We start from the raw sequence: 15776 nt of genomic DNA, 5'->3' as shown, positions 1-15776 counted from the left end.
CACCGCCGGGAAACGCGAGTTAGGCCTCGATGATGTAGACAATCGTGAGAGCATCGGGATCGACGATGACGATCCTGCCATCCGCAAGGATGAAGAAGCGGTAGCCTTCATATTGCGGAACGATCTTCACAATGCGCTTCGGCAGCCGTTCAAGCCGGACTTTTTTCGGGATTTTCGTACCGACGGAGACGGTAAAGTCGACTTCCTTCACAGGCGCAACGTGGACCTCCTTCACCACCGTTCGAATTTCGGTCTGCTGCTCGACCGAGATGTTGACGTTGGTTTCAGAAGAGCTTTTGTTTGTTGTCGTCGCATTCTGATCGGTCGATTGCTTCGACGCATCGCCGCTTTGCGTGGTGCTCTTCGTACCTGTGGTGACCGAACCGCTGCTATCGCCGGACTTGGCGGCGGGCTTCTGTTCTATCGTGGTACCACCGCTGGCATCTTTCGATGCAGGTTTGGTTTCTGTCGAAGTCTTGCCGGGCGCACTTCCGCTCGTCGAGCCTTCGGTCGAAGGCTGCTCGGCACTCTTTTTCATCTCCGAGCCTTCACCGGATTTCTGCTGAGATGACTGGCCCTTGCCTGGGCAGGCTCCGGAAGCGTCGGGGGTGCAATCGCTGCCGGTCTTGGCGGAGCCAGACTGCGAGCCGGCGTCTGTGCCAGACTGGGCCTGGCCGCTGCTCTTTGTGTCCTGCTGGGCTGCCGCCGGCAATGTTGCAAGTGGGGACACGCTCAGTGACAGCGCTGTCACTAGCATGGCGAGATGGTTACTTTTCATGATCGATCTCCGGATGCGGTTGGTTCCGCTCCCGGGCGAAACTGGCGAGTGGAGGAAAGTGTTCCGGAGCTAGGACTTCATACCGGGATTAAGTAGGACCTTGGTCTGGTCGTCCGCTACTGCGTGGGGAAGCGGCTCAGCATCCGATCCTGGACGTTCTCGTGGCCGACGATCATCGCCGCAAGCGAGATGGCTTTTTCGCGATCTGCGGCGTTTGTTATGTAGCCCTCGAGCAGGACCACAGGGCCGAGCATCCTGATCTCGATGGCACTGCTGTCGATATCCTGTTCAGCGGAAAGGGCCGCTTTGATCGTCGCGATGGTCGAGGCTGAACTATGGCCTTGGGAGCAGCGCTCTTCATGGTTGGTGTTGTCGGAACCGAACTTCATGTCGTCCTCCTGGCCCTGCCCCTCCACGGGCCGTCATATTGCACAAACCTAATATGAGAGGGGGGTCGCGGCATTGCTAGTCCGACCTAAGTCCCTGTTCCCCTCGGTGATCCGATCACTTGGCGACGTTGCCGAAGCCCTTGTCGCCGCCTGGCCGACAGACGACGGCAAGGAATACATTGCGGCCGTGAAAACCTGCCTGGATGCCATTCAAGGAAATATCCCCGCAAAGACAGCGCGTGCCGCACTTGTTCGCGCTGCGGAGGAAGCGGGAACCCCCGTGATAGCGGTCGTCCACTGACAGATTGCCCTGGCGGAGCCGGGCAGTTTCGACGTCGCAGGACGCTGTTGACTTCGGTTTAGCTTAGAAAGCCCCGCTTCAAGCAGTGAATGTTCGCTTCCCGCCTCCACTGTACAAATCGATGATGGCCGCACGGGCAAGAGGCCGCGAGATCAGGAAACCTTGGAGGCTGTCGCACCCAAGGGCCACTAAAGCGTCGCTCTGTTCGTCCGTTTCCACTCCTTCAGCCGTGGTCTTAAGACCTTTCGCTCGGGCCATATTGATCATCGCCTCGATGAGTGGCTTGCTCTCTCCTTGCACTGCATCGATGAACGACTTGTCGATCTTGATCCTGTCGATCATGAGATTCTGCACTCTCGAGAAGGAGGAGTAACCCGTTCCGAAGTCGTCGATGGCGATACGCACCCCCGCATTTCGGAGCATAGCAATGTTCCGATCGCTGTGCGCTTCTCCACCAAAAGCAAAGGACTCGGTGATTTCTATCTCCAGCCTCTTTGGATCGATGTTCCATTTCGCCAATCTGGACAAGACACGAAGAGGATAACCGTCGGAACAGAGTTCCAGCGCCGACGCGTTGATTGCCATAGAGGTGGACGGAAGGTCCGCCATGACACTGCAAGCATCTTCGAGCACGATGGCGCCGACCTCCTGGATAAGGCCGATTTCCTCGGCAATGGGGATGAAGATGTCGGGAGCGATGAAACCTTCTTCAGGATGCTTCCAGCGGGCAAGCGCTTCCATTGATGACAGGCCCTTGTGCTCCGCCGAATATACCGGCTGATAAAAGGTCTCGATCTGAGACCTCGTCTCGAGCGCCAGTCGAAGGTCGTGTTCAAGCTTCCGACGCCTGCGCAGCAGTTCGTCCATATGGCCTCCGAATATCGCGAAGGTATTCCGACCCGCAGCCTTTGCGTGATAGAGGGCTATGTCGGCCTGACGGGTGAGTTCCGACGGATCCGCGGGGCCGGCAGCAAGCGCAGCGCCGACACTCGCACCAATGACGATGTGGGCGCCCTCTATCTCGAAAGGCTCCCGCAGGCGTTGCACGATCTCAGCGCAAGTGGCGGCGGCCGCTTGACCGTCGGCTTCTTCGAGCAGGACGGTGAATTCGTCACCTCCGATGCGGCCGATGAGCGCCGCCGGCATGATCTCATTCATGCGCTGGGCCACGAGTGAGATGAGCTTGTCTCCCGTCGGGTGCCCGAAAGTATCGTTGACCGCTTTGAACCGGTCGAGGTCTATGAACAGCACGCAGTGGCACTGGTTCTGGGAAGCCGCCCCAAGCCGGGCGGCGAGTTCGGTGCTGAAATGAGCGCGGTTGGAAAGGCCAGTCAGCGGATCGCGCGAAGCCAGATGTTGGAGCTCCTCACGACTCCAGGCGAGGCGTGCTGAACGTCTCCAAAGCGCACGCCCGAACAGGCTTGCCGCGACGAAGATGGCAACGGCGGCCAGGCCGACCGCCGGCAGGGTCGCTTCCATCACGCTCGCTCCAGGACGAAATGGGCGCCAGGTGAAGTATCCGATAGCGGCGCCCGCACGAGACTTCAACGGAACGAATGAGTGCTCGGCGTCCGTCGGAGCGTCATCCGAAAACTGCATTTCGGTAAACTGGTAGTCCTTTCCGATCTCGGATACGAAACTTCGATCGAGGAACCTCACAGCCACATGGAGATTTTGCTGCCCCGGCTGTTGCTCGATGTCGCCCGTGTCTGAGACGATTGGCTTGACGCTCACGATCGCCGGTCGCCGCCCTACATATGTAAGGTCGCTTTCGCCGATTGAGAGCACCCGGTCCGTGACCCCTTCAGCGTCGCCAGCAGCAAGTCGTTTCTGCAATGCACCTGCCAGCGGCGCATAAGCGACGCGGAGATCATCCGGCGTCAAAGCGTTGTCCGAGGGTGCAATGAACTCGTAGATCGGGTTTCGATCGGAGGAAAGAACGACAGCAACGTCATGCCCGAAGTAGGTTTGCATCCATTCGCCGAGGTTTGAGCGAAGCCATTCCAGATCCCGCGCGTCGGTTTTTCGAACAGCGTCGTCCCAGACCGTCGCGCTTTCCTGATCATGAGCAACGCTAGCCTGCATCTTCGAGACGATCAGTTTGACGAGATCCCGCTGGCGAGCCTCCGCAACCATATCGGTCTGCCCTGCGGCCCATTGGAGGGTACCAAAAAGAACGCACCCTATGATCAATGACGTGGCTGCCGGGAGAACCCATTTTAAAACCCACTGCGACCGCGCCTGCCAATTCATCTGCATTACGTCCTTCTATGTTCGCAGACCGTAAAACAGGGAGCGTTAAAGCACGCGGAAGGGGATTGGTTAGCACTTCCTTTCAGATAATCTTTGTCCGCTTCGGCTAACACACCCTACCCCTTCTACGAAAGGAGAGGGTCTACCTCAGACCAAAGTCCGTTTGCGCCCGCACAACAAAGTTGGAGTGTGGGCCTGTTGAAGGCGATCTTCGAAAGATGTCGGCGCCTGGGATTTGCCGTCTCCGAATTGAATGGAGAAGAACGGCAGAAATCACTAACGCAGTCCCTTCATCCGTACGAAAGTATCTTTGTCGTTGACGTGGCGAGAGATCTGCAATGCTTTCATGTACAGATGAGGATCGACGCAAGGCCGTTAATTCTGACCAGCCTTTGGTCTCAGTGGTCATCCCGGTCTTCAACGCTTCCACCTATATTGAGCGCACGCTTCGCTCCGCTATGCGCCAGACCTACGCCGCCCTGGAGATAATCGTCGTCAATGACGGTTCCACGGACGACACGGCAAAACTCATCGAGCCGATAGCGATGTCGGACTCGCGGATCCGCCTCCTGTCCACACCGAACCGCGGTGTCGCGGCCGCAAGGAATACTGGGATCGAGGCATCATCAGGTCGATTTGTGGCATTCCTCGACGCCGACGATCTCTGGCACCCCACGAAAATCGAAAAGCAGGTGAACGCTCTTAAGCGCTTGTCCTCGCGATGGGTTGCGGTCTACACGCTGCATTACGTCATTAACGAGGACGACGAGATCATTCGCCCTGGCAGTTCCGATGTCGCAAGAGGATATATCTATGCCCGGCATCTGAATCTTAAGTATATAGGCAATGGAAGCGCGCTTCTCGTCCGACGGGACGCTGCGCTTGAGATCGGTGGGTTTGATAGCTCGTATGCAGCAGCCGGTATTGGAGGCTGCGAAGACCTCGATTTCGAACTCAAGCTGGCCGCACGCTACTTCATCGAAGTCGTTCCCGAGCGGCTGGTGGGATATCGAAAGCATCCCGGCAGCATGTCGTCCAATCACCTGCGAATGGGCAAAAGTGCCTTGGAAGTCGTCAGGCGTTCGTTGGCCGCAAACCCGAATCTCCCGCGATACGCGATCGGAAGTGCAATCGACGCCACGCGAAAATATGCGTTTTGGGAATTCCGACAGGCTCGGGGAACATGTCTGTCGCTCGCGACCATTGCGGTAATTTTACGAAGCGACCCGGGTTTCGTGTTCCGGCTTTTCCTCCAGAAGGGCCTGCGCGGGATACAACACTGTCTTCGTCTGGGGACGAGCACCGCACACGGTGAAGACCCACCGCGTATGAATAGGTCGAAATTCGACGATCAATTTGCTCCGTCGTGTCTCGAACGCACAAAGGAGACGCCGCGATTACGGCGTCACCTGATGAGGCTGGCTGCGGTGGATGCCAGTCTGAATTCAATCTTGCTCCCCAGCGAAGGGAACTTGATGCGGAGGAAGGTGAAATGAAATTGAGGCATCGCGGGCCTAACCAGGCCCGCGATGCTTTCAGTTATTGAATGACTTCGATTACCGCGCGGGTCTTCGGATTGACGAGCACACGCTTCTTGTTGACGACCACATAGCCGTAATCAGGTTGGTCGGGGATTGTGTGGATCTCGACCGTATCAGGAAGCGCCGTACCGACTGCAACGTCACCGTCAAAGGTGACGGATGGCGTTTCCTGTTTCATGACATAGGTTTTGACCTCGCCAGGGACGACCACCGTCGTAGTCTGCGCGACCGCTGCTCCACCGAGTGACAGAAACAGCGATGCGGCAGAAATAACCAGTATTTTCATTTTATCCTCCAGGACCTTGGGTGTCCGGGCAAAACGCTGCCGATAAGATATCGTTCCGCCGCTAGCGTCTCCCTCCAGTCGCCGTTGAAAACCGAAAGTCGTCTTCTTCGGGATCACGCCCTCTCTTGGACCGCCGTCGCCGTCGCGCTGGCCGGCATGCGGGCTCTTGCGGCGATACCCCTCGTCCTGATCGTCAGGGGTCGAGCAGGGGTATCATATAGACACGACTTGAACTCGCACCGCCGATCGAAAACGGGCTTCGGGCGCCTCATTGCAGCTGAGTAGGCTCGAACGGTCGGCGTCCTTCTTCAGAGTATCTCGCGCAGATTATTTATCTGGATGCGTCTGGCCACGGTTGATTTACGTGGCATCCTAAGTCTGGTGCATAGCCCAATGCCTGAACTGGCTCTAGCCCAGAACCTTGTACAGACTTTCACGAAGCTCGTCGCAGGTGGATCCTCGCCCACAGCCTCGGCTGGCACCGCCGGCGGGCGAAGGCGGGCTGGTGGGAGTACTTCCGGCTTTGCGACCTTACCGCCGAGGACCTGCTGGACGAGAAGGCGGCATTGGCCGGGCTGCGGTTCGTCGGCACCGTCGAGCTGACGAAGGGCGGTATCCCGACCGACCGCTATGAATTCGATATGCAGGACACGGACATCCGTGGCGAGGACGAGCTTCGCGCCGTGGGCGGAGAATCCTTTGGCAAAGTGGTGGCGATCTCGCAGGATGCCCGGACGCTTGATGTCAGGAAGAGCAAGAAGTCGGCTGACCTCCACCCTGACGGAGTCTTCGTCCACGCGCTCATCCGCACCCCCGAGCAAGAAAACTCCCTGTTGCGGCTCGGCGACTATGTTGCCGACCATGGCATAGAGGGAAGCGGACCGAATCAAGCTGCTCGCGATCTCCTTCTGCGCCAATCACCTCGGGTCGCAGGCCCCCGCATATGGATGGGGAAGACACCCTGACCTGCGCGGTTCGCATCGCGCCGCAGCTTCAGGGTGGCGTGCTTCCAATCCAGGGACCACCGGGGACCGGAAAGTCTTTCACGGCAGCGCATATGATCTGCACGCTGCTGAAACAAGGTAAGCGGGTTGGAATCACGGCCAACAGCCATAAGGTCATCCGCCACCTGATCGACAAAACGATCGAGGTCGCCAGGGAAGATGGCACCAAAGTGCAAGCGGGCAGAAACTCTCTTCGAAGGCGGACGATACTGACGACATCCATTTCTACGTGGACAATGGGACGGCGGTAACGGCAATTGCGTCCGGCGGTGTGCGGCTAATGGGGGGACTTCCTTCTTTTGGGCCCGCGAGGACGCCGCAGGCAGCGTTGACGTGCTGTTCGTGGACGAAGCAGCGCAAATGTCGCTCGCGAACGTCCTGGCGGTCGCGCAGGCGGGGTCGACACTCGTCCTCCTTGGTGATCCGCAACAGCTGGAGCAACCAACGCAAGGCTCCCATCCCGACGGGACGGGGGTATCGGCGCTTGACCATCTTCTGCGGGAACAGAAGACCCATCTCGCCGGAACAGGGTCTTTTCCTCGAGAAGACGTGGCGGCTCCACCCCGACATCACTGCCTTCAACTCCGAGCTGTTCTACGAAGACAAGCTCGGCTCAGAGAACGCTTGCGCCGTGCAGGGGACGGCTTCGGCAGGTCCGTTGAAGGGCGCTGGTCTGCGCTATGTCCCAGTTCGCCATTCCGGCAATCAGTCGCGTTCCATCGAAGAAGCGGACGCCGTCGGTCGGATCGTCGAAACACTGCTGGGTTCACAAATGCACTGGACTGACCGCAAGGGCGTGTCCCGGCCCCTGACGCTGGAAGACATCATCATCATCGCACCCTACAACGCTCACGTGTTCGAGGTTCAGAAGCGAATCCCCGGCGCGCACGTCGGGACGGTCGACAAGTTTCAGGGCCAGGAAGCCCCGATCGCGATCTACTCGACGGCGACGTCCAGCTACGCGGACGCACCGCGCGGAATGGAGTTTCTCTACAGTTCGAACCGCTTGAACGTTGCGATCAGTCGCGCGAAATACATGGCCATCCTAGTCGCCTCGCCGGAGCTTTTTGAGGCGGAATGCAAGACGCCTCGCCAGATGCCGCTCGCAAATGCCTTTTGCAGGTATTTCGAGATGGCTGAGGTTGTGGAGCTTTAGGCGTTTGGTCAGCCGATGCTGATGTTGACGCGACGCATATCACGACACCCACCCACTAGACTGCGATTATCCGGCGGCACCAGACCTTCTCGCAGTGGAGATCGAGGTCCGTCCACTCGGTCTTGTGAACGATTGATGTGGGGCACTCCGATTCTTTTCGGCCATCCAATGCCCCATGGCGAACCGGAACATTTACACCGCGTGTCGGTTACATCCGAGCGGAGGTCGTATAGCCATTTCAAAGCGATCGGTCATCCGAATACCCAAGGAGATAACAATGAAGAAGTTCCTGACAACTACCGCACTGGCCATCGTTTTGATCGGCGGCAATGCTTATGCCGCAACCATGGAACCGATAGCGATGTATCAGCAACAGCCGACCGACATCAGGGCATCAAAGCTCATCGGTGCGCGGCTGTATGCTACTGAAAAGCCGATGACAGCGGATATGATGGTCAAACCTGGCGCTGAAAAGGATTGGGACGACATAGGAGAGGTAAACGAAGTTATTCTCAGCCGGCAAGGTGAGGTCAAAGCGGTCGTTCTCGGCGTCGGCGGATTTCTTGGCTTAGGCGAAAAGGCCGTCGCAATCCCGATGAAAGATATCAAGTTCGTTCGTGACGGCGACGACGCGGATGACTACTTTCTAGTCGTTAATGCCAATAAACAGATGCTGACCGACGCACCGGCATATGTTGCTCCAACCACCGCGGCGAGCAATTCGACGAATGTGGCCAAGCCTGCCCCGGCGGGTGACACCGCTCTGGTCCGCCCGGACGTTCAACGTGAAGGTTACCGCACGTCAGAAACGAAGGATTTGACTTCCGAAACTCTCACGGGAGCCCACGTCTATAGCGCCAAGGACGAAGACGTCGGCGAAGTCGACAAGCTCGTTCTCAATGACAATGGCACCGTCAAGCAGCTGGTGTTGGATATCGGCGGTTTCCTCGGAATGGGCGAACATCGGATCGCGGTGCCTCTTGACCAGGTCAATATCATGAGGAACGAGAAGGGCGACGATGTTCGGGTCTATGTCGATGCGACCAAGGAGAAGCTGAAAGCTCAACCCGAATACAAGAATTGATGCCGCGGCTGGGGGCCTGGCCCCCAGGCCGTTCTAATCTGACGCGAAGAAGGCCCTTCCGCTCGCGCGCGTAAAGCCAGGCGGCGTGAAAGCCGATACTAAAAAATTGCGCATAAAAGCCGCTTCCGATAGGGGAGTTCCCGTCATTAGCATGTCGCAATCTCAGGTTTCGGCGATTTCAACGGCCACCTTTGGTTAACTTAATAGTAGATGAGTGAGATTTGAGTTTCGGTATAGATTGGCGGGCCCTTTAAAATGAAGCAGCGATCGGCGTTCGTCGCCATTTTCTCAATCTTTTATCTCCTATCAAATGTGGTGTCGGCGGACGAAGATAGGAGGTTAGGCGATGCGATTGATAAGCTTTCGCCGGCGAGAGAAGCCCTTTTTAGATGTGCAGCTTCTATCAAGATCTTAGATAATATCGATCATCCCGCGTGCCGGACCAGCGCCATCACGATTATCCTCGCACAGGGCCAAGCCCGTCTCCCCAAGATAGGAGCCTCGGATAGCGCAGCGGTTCGTGCAATTGTCGAAGACGTCACGAGCGACAAATCTCCTCTTCGGTTTGAACGCCCTGCAAAATCGGATATCGATTCGATGGTCGATGACGTTTCAAGCTCCTTGAAGCGATCTGGACCCGATTACGATATGATTGATTGCCTCTCGGACATCGAATACTTCCAGCGGCCGAACACCGCCGCCTGCAATTATGCCTACGCCAAAGTCGAGCTCATTCTTTCCAAAGTCGCGGACGTCGTCGGCTGGGGCGTCACACGGGATGAATTCCCCTATGTGCTGCAACGCGGACTAGAGGACGCGCATACCGCGCGTCGGTGAGTAAGGGTGCGAATTAGCGAATCGCTTGTCACATACTCGGGTTAGCAAAAGTTCCTTGCTCTCCGGTAGAGCCTGTCGTCGGACCCATCCTGATCGCAGCGCCGCAGAACTTGAGCCATGCCCCTATGCTGCGAGCCGAACGATCTCGTGCCGGTCGCGGCGTGCTTGATGAGCCGGTGCCCCCAATATAAGACATTATTTACGCACCTCCGTAGTGCTGAGGGCTACTGGTCTAGAATGTGGAGTGCTGCCGCCGCGGCACCTCCGCCGTTCCAACTGGGCACCTTCTTGGTGGGGCTGATTGATCGGCCTAAGCGCGGCCTTCTTCGCAGACGTCTTTCTAGGCGGCTTCGGAAATTTGGTCGGCCGCGACAGGTCGAGCACAACCACGTCAACCCGCGCCTTTAGCTCATCCGTCATCTTGTCGAGAATGCGCGCCTTCAGATCGCCGGCCGATGTGAGGCTCGCATCAACCACACCGTTGACCTTTTCGCCATTGCCAAACCACAGTGCGAGATAGACGCCCTGACGCGCAGCGTCGGGGTGAATCGCGTATCGCTGATCCAACTGTGCGGCGGCAGCCGAGTATAGCTCGTCGTTCCACTGGCCCTTCACCTCCGTCACGAGAAGGCGGTTGCGTCCTTCCAGAATGGCGGACGCGGTGATGTCACAGCGATTGCCGCCCGCCATGTGACGCTCGATCACGATCGACAAGCCAAGGGCCTTCATCTGCCCTTGCAGTTGATCCACAATCCTATTGCGCGCGGTGTTTTCATCGACGCGCTTGTCGCCGTTATAGAAGGGAACAAGCGGATCGGTCTCCGAGCCGTTGAGCCAACGCTGCAGCTCTTCCAGCTGCTCGACCATCAGGGCCCGAAGGTCCTCGTCGTTTTCTTCGAGCATCTTGTTGATCTCCAAGGGACGCGGCGCCCTGAAATCTTGAAGTGCGAGTTTTCGCTGGGCTTCGGCCCGCATCGTCAGCATCGCCTCGTGGTAGTCCACGAAACGCGCATCGGGAAGCATGCGGTCGAGCACCTCGATCCTGTGCTCCGGCGCATCCTGCGCGATCCTCCAGATGCAATCCCGCAGGAAACGATAAGCGCTCTGATCTTCGGGATCGCCTGTGCCCCAGCTGCTCGGGAGATGAACCTTCGGCCAAACCGGCACGAACGCATCCATGACCTTGTAGATGGTCTCCGCCGTTATCGGTGGATAGTCGTCGTCTTCCCGCTCGTACATTCGACCAAGGCGGCCTTCGAAATCGAAGATTGCCTTCGGATCAGTCTTGAGTTCCTGCCACGCGGCGTCATGACCGGGCGTCCGATAAAGCACGGCATTCAGCTGCCAGAATTTTCGGCGACCGCGTGCGCGCTTGTCTTCCTCTATTTCGTTGCCGCTATCGACCAGAGGATCGCCGCAACGCCGATCGATGAGCGCAATCAGATCTTCCCGCCGCCCGTACTGCGATGCCATGCCGAACAGCGGCCGCATCGCCTCCTGGGGCATCTGCGGGAAGCGCTCCAGCCATTCCATCGGCAACGTGGCGCGCAAATCGTGAAAGGCGGGCTTGTTGTTTAACCAATAGACATGCTGCGGCGCGTTCTCGGGCTCGGCCAGCTGAGGCTCGATGTAGGCGCGTAGGAACGTTTCCGCCGATCCCGGCTCCTTGAACAGCGCTGCGTCGAGCGCCGCCTCGAACGCTTCGCCGTCGGCCTCACCGTCCTTGAACACAGGGTAGGACGATGTTGCTTCGGTCTTCGCCGCGGCCAGCATGCGCGGATCAAGAATCGTCAGGTCGACACCATCGCGATACAGGACAATCAGGGCCGCGAGCAGAATCTCGGCAATGTTGGTACTCTTGCGCTGGCCCAGCCGTTCGACAGTGGGGATGTGCGGCTCGACGAAAGGCAAACAGTTTCGGAGCGCGCGCAGCGGCGTTTCCGGATTGTCGACCATGTCCTCTAGTTCATCCGGGTAGTAGAGGAAGGCGCGGGTAAATTCCGTGAGCCACCATCCATGGCGTCCCGCCTCGATTTCCGCGAGGTTGGCGCGAAGATAGGCCCGGTTGTTGGCCTCGACAGCCGCTTCCTTCTCCGCCCGTTTCTTCCGGCCGCGTATGTGGGTCACGCGACGCTCGTCGCGCCAGTATTCGCGTCGGGCTCGCTCTCGTCTCGCCCACAGTCGCATGAAGTCGGGCGAGAACTGGCTTTGCGCCCGTTGCGCGGCGCGAAGCGCGTTCGGCCCTTTCTCCTTGTCCCAGATATTATGGCCGGAGAGAAGCGCCCCCCAAACATCCACCATGTTGTGGTCAAAAGCGTATTGGCTGAGCGCGTCCGAGTCGCCGGCATGCATATGCAGGCCAGAGTGCGCGTGGCTCGAATATAGCTCGATAACCGCGTTCTGCGCCTGCTCGCCGCGTAAGCCCTCGACGGCACGCCGCTGAAGGTCGCGCCTAAGCTCGTCATTTGCGACGAGATGCTTGACCGACACGCTCCGCTCGGTCGATGCGTTGCCCTGGAAATGGAGCGATCTGATCCACTGCCAGATGCGAGCCGGGTCTTGCGGTCCCGCTTCCGCAAGCTCGAAATACCTGTCAAGAAGCCGACCGAGGATTTTGCTTTTTCCGTACCGGCACGTACAGGCATAGGCGTGCTTGGGCGCACAGGTGCAGACGAAGCCTGTCGTCAGGGCATCGAGAAAGTTCGTGACTTCGGCGCGCCTGAAAGACCGCACTAGGCGGTCGATGAAATAGCGCGACGTCCCGTCACGATGCCTGCGGTTTGGCTTGCCGTACAGCACCGAGAGCTTGTCCAGAAGGTCTGCAACCTTGGCCGCGCCTACCGATTCAACGCCGCGCTTGGTGACCCATCGCGCCACGATCTCAAGCGATGTCGCCGAGCCTTCCGCGACCAGAGCATCGAACTCGACCACAGGATTAAAGGTGCCGGCGGCCAGCAGGACCTCGCCGACCCACTTCCGAGTATCGCTATCGGTCGTCGCATTGCGCACCAATACCGACAGTTCCGGCAACAGACTGGCCGACGCATCCGTGTCGATCAGTAGCTCAAGGACAAGCGTGCGAAACTGGCCCGGTTTCCTCAGGATCGTGCGAACCTGACCTAGAATGTCCGGCGTGAAAAACTGACCGACGTTGAAGCGTCGCCACGTGTCGCTGCGACGGAACAGCGGCTCCAAATCCGCGAGCTTGTCCAAGGCCGACAACAGAGCCCGCTTTGCCGCCGTCGTCAGTTGGCTTGGATCCCCGTTCGCCAGCACCGCATAGGGATCAAGCTCAATCAGGCGCAACTGTAACGGTTGATGTCCCAGCGCCGCCATCCAGCCAACCATACCGCGCAATTCGTCGCGGGTCACGCCATTCGGTGCGACGACGGCAAGGACCCGTTCCAAGGAGAGACGGTCCCTCGGATCTTCGAGCCGACCCACCAGATACGACGCCGCACAATATTCTGCGACGATCCGGTGGACCGGTTCGTGCTCGTCCGGATCGTCCGAGGGCTTCAGCAACCGCGTATCGATCAGGAAGGGTGCATTCGATGCGTCGCGGCACAGCGCGTTGATGTAGGGAAAATCACGGTCGCTTAAACTCTCGACCGTGGCGATGCCGGTCGCGCCGGACAAGAGGAGCTTGGCGAACACCTCGCCTGCAACTGCGATGATGGCGTCAAGCGGCGGCTTCAATTTCGGTTTTGGCCGTTCGGTGTTCGCCTCATGCGCGAGACGACGTATAGCATCCGCGAAAATCTTCGCCTTCGACGTGAAGACGCGCCCGCTCTCGACGTAGGCCTCGCCGAACAGGATCAGAAACTGTGGATTGCCAAGCAACGGGCCTAAACCAAATTGATGAACCTCCGCAGCGAAGGCCTCGAAATCCTCGCTGGGAAACCTGCTCTCGAAAAGCTGGCGCTGCTCGTCCTCGTTGAAGGGCCGCAGATGCACGATGACAGGCTTCGCACCGAAGCACTGCTCGACATACGCCGTGCGGCTGCGGTCCCACTCCGCGGACCGGCTCGCGAAGACGACCGTCACCGCCGGTGTCTCGCTCGCCGTCGCGATGATCTTGTCGGTCGCCACGGTGTCGATTCGCGCGACCTCGTCCATCGCGTCGATAACGAGCGGCCCGGTTCCCGCGAGCCCCGGCTTGTTCTGGAAGATGCTGGCGCGAGTCCGATTTGCCTGGAGCAGCCCGGCAAGCGCCTTAAGCAACTCGGTCTTGCCCGCACCCGGTTCCGCCAGGACGACGAATACCGTCCCCACCTGAAGCAGCTCCTCTTCAGTGTAGGTCTTTTCGTCTACGACAAGGGCGCGGGAAATATGAACTGTTAAGACTCCCCGATGGTCAAATTGCGCAGAGACAATACAGTCCGCTCGACCGTCAGCCAATCTAAGGATTTGCGCTGGAACTTGCAAAAATTACCAGAAAAGAACAAGCGACCGACGCACCAACTACCCAAAGCCGGTGTGAAATCCGTCACGCGTGCGTGCTGGATCGCCGCAGCTATGACGAGCAATGGTCGATAGCAGGCAATGCATTCTGCGAGCAGGTGGTCAAAGCTCCGATGTTGCCGTGCAGCGCTCCTGCTCCAATAAACCGATGCCCCAAGGCAGCTTCCTTGATTTTTACGCCGAGATTGAAAGCTCGTATCAATTATCTCGGTACCTGCGATCGAGCGGCATCCCACCGCGACACCCCTCACCTATCGAGTGGCCGAAACGTTCGAGCCCGACCAAATATACAAGCTTCAAACGGCTCACGCATCAGTTGATACGCTCGATCCGGCCGACGCCTGACCTAGGAACCTGCAATCCCTTCGACCTATTTCCTGGCAGAACCCGCTGATTTTGGTTTCGTTAACCATATGGATTAGCGTTGTTCTTTTCCTTTCTGGAAGCGTATCAGCCTCTAGCTTCCGTCACCGATGGTGACCTGAAGCGTGACAGCCAACCATCGATAAGTACTGCTTATCGGAAGTGATTTCTGGAAGCCGCTAAAACCGGGGGTGGACGGTGCAGGATGTTTCTCCTATCGATAGTGATATGAAGTCATCTCTCGATCATATTCCGCTTCGTAAGCAGCGCGAGATTACCCGCGTTATGGAAATCCTTCACGAGGAATTCGAGGACGCGCTGCAAGACGGCACAGCAGAGTTCAAAAAGCGCGGCAGGATCCTGAAGATCATCCTGTTTGGCTCCTATGCCAAGGGTGGCTGGGTGGATGAGCCCTTCACGATGAAGGGTTATCGCTCGGACTTCGATCTTCTGGTCATCGTCAATAATCGCAAACTGTGCGAATTCGCGGAGTACTGGCACAAGGCTGCCGACCGGCTGATCCACGACAAGACGATCGAAACGCCGGTGAGCTTCATTGTCCACTCCAGGCGAGAGGTGAATACCTACCTGAAAGAAGGGCAGTACTTCTTTTCTGATATCCGCAAGGAAGGTATCGTTCTCTACGAACTCGACGACGAGCCGCTTGCAGAACCCAAGCCGCTCTCGCCAGCGGATCGCCTTCGTGTCACAAACGAGCATTTCGAGGATAGGCTCTCGCTGGCTCGATCCTTTTTAAAAATAGCGACATCTTGCATTAGCCAAAACGAGCTACGGATTGCAGCATTCCAGCTGCATCAGGCGTTAGAACAAGCCTATTCGTGTGTCTTGCTAACAGTCACCAATTACGGCCCGCCGTCTCACAATATCAAATTCCTGCGCTCTCTTGCGGAGGAACAGGACCGGCGTTTAGCCGAGGCCTTCCCTCGTGATCAGCATCGAGAGCGGGCATGGTTCAACACGCTAAACGAGGCCTATGTGAAAGCGCGCTATTCAAAACATTTCGAGATCAGCGAAGAAGCTCTTGGATGGCTTGGAGAGCGAACCTCGTTATTGATAGATCTGGTCGAGACGGTGTGCTCCGAGCATTTGGATAGGCTCAGACGGAACTACGGGTAGCGGCGCCCGATGCGCGGTTAGGTCTCACGTAAGGGGGCACTCCGATGAAGAGCTGCTCGTCTGTGCCAATTCCGCGGCTACCGTGCAGCTTTTCATCGACCCTGAGGCCTAACCAGCGTTCAGTCGCTACTTTTTGGCAACGCATTTTCAAACGTTCGCGCCGCCATCTTCCAGGAGTACCCA

13 protein-coding genes and 1 pseudogene are annotated in these 15776 nt (G+C 58.0%); 9 read left to right on the top strand and 5 right to left on the bottom strand.

Annotation, left to right across the window (positions count from 1 at the left end):
- Positions 1-19: 19 nt before the first annotated feature.
- Both RLEG4DRAFT_RS08675 and RLEG4DRAFT_RS08670 read right to left on the bottom strand, forming a co-directional pair.
- Positions 20-778: a DUF1236 domain-containing protein gene (locus tag RLEG4DRAFT_RS08675; RefSeq protein WP_003577002.1), complete on the bottom strand. Its 759-nt coding sequence runs from the start codon at positions 776-778 to the stop codon at positions 20-22.
- 116 nt (positions 779-894) lie between these two features.
- A complete protein-coding gene (locus tag RLEG4DRAFT_RS08670) occupies positions 895-1167 on the bottom strand; it encodes a BON domain-containing protein (RefSeq protein ID WP_003577001.1) in 273 nt (90 codons plus the stop codon).
- Between the two features lie 73 nt (positions 1168-1240).
- Here RLEG4DRAFT_RS08670 and RLEG4DRAFT_RS38580 point away from each other — a divergent pair, with 73 nt between their 5' ends.
- Positions 1241-1468 (top strand): DUF982 domain-containing protein, encoded by a 228-nt coding sequence (locus tag RLEG4DRAFT_RS38580; protein WP_003576999.1) that lies wholly within the window; start codon positions 1241-1243, stop codon positions 1466-1468.
- Between the two features lie 78 nt (positions 1469-1546).
- Here RLEG4DRAFT_RS38580 and RLEG4DRAFT_RS08660 read toward each other — a convergent pair whose 3' ends face one another.
- Positions 1547-3721, bottom strand: coding sequence for a putative bifunctional diguanylate cyclase/phosphodiesterase (locus tag RLEG4DRAFT_RS08660; protein WP_003576998.1), 2175 nt, complete (start codon positions 3719-3721; stop codon positions 1547-1549).
- A 338-nt stretch (positions 3722-4059) separates the two neighbouring features.
- On the opposite strand from RLEG4DRAFT_RS08660, the gene RLEG4DRAFT_RS08655 reads away from it, so the two are divergent.
- Positions 4060-5217 (top strand): glycosyltransferase family 2 protein, encoded by a 1158-nt coding sequence (locus RLEG4DRAFT_RS08655; protein ID WP_003576996.1) that lies wholly within the window; start codon positions 4060-4062, stop codon positions 5215-5217.
- Between the two features lie 43 nt (positions 5218-5260).
- On the opposite strand, the gene RLEG4DRAFT_RS08650 is transcribed toward RLEG4DRAFT_RS08655, so the two are convergent.
- Entirely contained in the window at positions 5261-5548 is a 288-nt protein-coding gene (locus RLEG4DRAFT_RS08650; RefSeq protein ID WP_003576994.1) for a DUF1236 domain-containing protein, read from the bottom strand.
- A gap of 566 nt (positions 5549-6114) precedes the next feature.
- On the opposite strand from RLEG4DRAFT_RS08650, the gene RLEG4DRAFT_RS42465 reads away from it, so the two are divergent.
- From RLEG4DRAFT_RS42465 to RLEG4DRAFT_RS08635, 6 genes and pseudogenes are all read left to right on the top strand, one after another.
- Positions 6115-6513 (top strand): hypothetical protein, encoded by a 399-nt coding sequence (locus RLEG4DRAFT_RS42465; RefSeq protein ID WP_051040886.1) that lies wholly within the window; start codon positions 6115-6117, stop codon positions 6511-6513.
- Entirely contained in the window at positions 6492-6803 is a 312-nt protein-coding gene (locus tag RLEG4DRAFT_RS54140) for an AAA domain-containing protein (RefSeq protein WP_348529929.1), read from the top strand. The genes RLEG4DRAFT_RS42465 and RLEG4DRAFT_RS54140 overlap by 22 nt, the downstream gene beginning before the upstream one ends.
- A gap of 109 nt (positions 6804-6912) precedes the next feature.
- Positions 6913-7023 (top strand): annotated as a pseudogene (locus RLEG4DRAFT_RS42460) (hypothetical protein); the annotation flags it as partial.
- 13 nt (positions 7024-7036) lie between these two features.
- On the top strand, positions 7037-7708 hold the full coding sequence (locus RLEG4DRAFT_RS42455; protein ID WP_051040884.1) for a DEAD/DEAH box helicase: 672 nt from the start codon (positions 7037-7039) through the stop codon (positions 7706-7708).
- A gap of 277 nt (positions 7709-7985) precedes the next feature.
- Complete coding sequence (locus RLEG4DRAFT_RS08640) at positions 7986-8792, top strand: PRC-barrel domain-containing protein (RefSeq protein WP_003576992.1); 807 nt, start codon at positions 7986-7988, stop codon at positions 8790-8792.
- A 255-nt stretch (positions 8793-9047) separates the two neighbouring features.
- The gene (locus tag RLEG4DRAFT_RS08635; RefSeq protein WP_037093365.1) at positions 9048-9629 is read left to right on the top strand and encodes a hypothetical protein; all 582 of its coding nucleotides are present in this window, start codon (positions 9048-9050) and stop codon (positions 9627-9629) included.
- 195 nt (positions 9630-9824) lie between these two features.
- Here the strand turns inward: RLEG4DRAFT_RS08635 and RLEG4DRAFT_RS08630 are convergent, their stop codons facing one another.
- Entirely contained in the window at positions 9825-13904 is a 4080-nt protein-coding gene (locus tag RLEG4DRAFT_RS08630) for an NACHT domain-containing protein (RefSeq protein WP_003576988.1), read from the bottom strand.
- A gap of 780 nt (positions 13905-14684) precedes the next feature.
- On the opposite strand from RLEG4DRAFT_RS08630, the gene RLEG4DRAFT_RS08625 reads away from it, so the two are divergent.
- Positions 14685-15593, top strand: coding sequence for a nucleotidyltransferase and HEPN domain-containing protein (locus tag RLEG4DRAFT_RS08625; protein WP_037093363.1), 909 nt, complete (start codon positions 14685-14687; stop codon positions 15591-15593).
- Positions 15594-15776 lie beyond the last annotated feature (183 nt).

The organism is Rhizobium leguminosarum bv. trifolii WSM2297 (genome assembly GCF_000271845.1).
This window is presented reverse-complemented; position numbering and strand designations above follow the sequence as displayed.

What these genes read in the sequence shown, in the direction of transcription:
- RLEG4DRAFT_RS08675 (WP_003577002.1), bottom strand. Translation starts at nt 778, where the DNA reads ATGAAAAGTAACCATCTCGCCATGCTAGTGACAGCGCTGTCACTGAGC.
- RLEG4DRAFT_RS08670 (WP_003577001.1), bottom strand. Translation starts at nt 1,167, where the DNA reads ATGAAGTTCGGTTCCGACAACACCAACCATGAAGAGCGCTGCTCCCAA.
- RLEG4DRAFT_RS08660 (WP_003576998.1), bottom strand. Translation starts at nt 3,721, where the DNA reads ATGAATTGGCAGGCGCGGTCGCAGTGGGTTTTAAAATGGGTTCTCCCG.
- RLEG4DRAFT_RS08655 (WP_003576996.1), top strand. Translation starts at nt 4,060, where the DNA reads ATGCTTTCATGTACAGATGAGGATCGACGCAAGGCCGTTAATTCTGAC.
- RLEG4DRAFT_RS08650 (WP_003576994.1), bottom strand. Translation starts at nt 5,548, where the DNA reads ATGAAAATACTGGTTATTTCTGCCGCATCGCTGTTTCTGTCACTCGGT.
- RLEG4DRAFT_RS54140 (WP_348529929.1), top strand. Translation starts at nt 6,492, where the DNA reads ATGGATGGGGAAGACACCCTGACCTGCGCGGTTCGCATCGCGCCGCAG.
- RLEG4DRAFT_RS08640 (WP_003576992.1), top strand. Translation starts at nt 7,986, where the DNA reads ATGAAGAAGTTCCTGACAACTACCGCACTGGCCATCGTTTTGATCGGC.
- RLEG4DRAFT_RS08635 (WP_037093365.1), top strand. Translation starts at nt 9,048, where the DNA reads ATGAAGCAGCGATCGGCGTTCGTCGCCATTTTCTCAATCTTTTATCTC.
- RLEG4DRAFT_RS08625 (WP_037093363.1), top strand. Translation starts at nt 14,685, where the DNA reads ATGAAGTCATCTCTCGATCATATTCCGCTTCGTAAGCAGCGCGAGATT.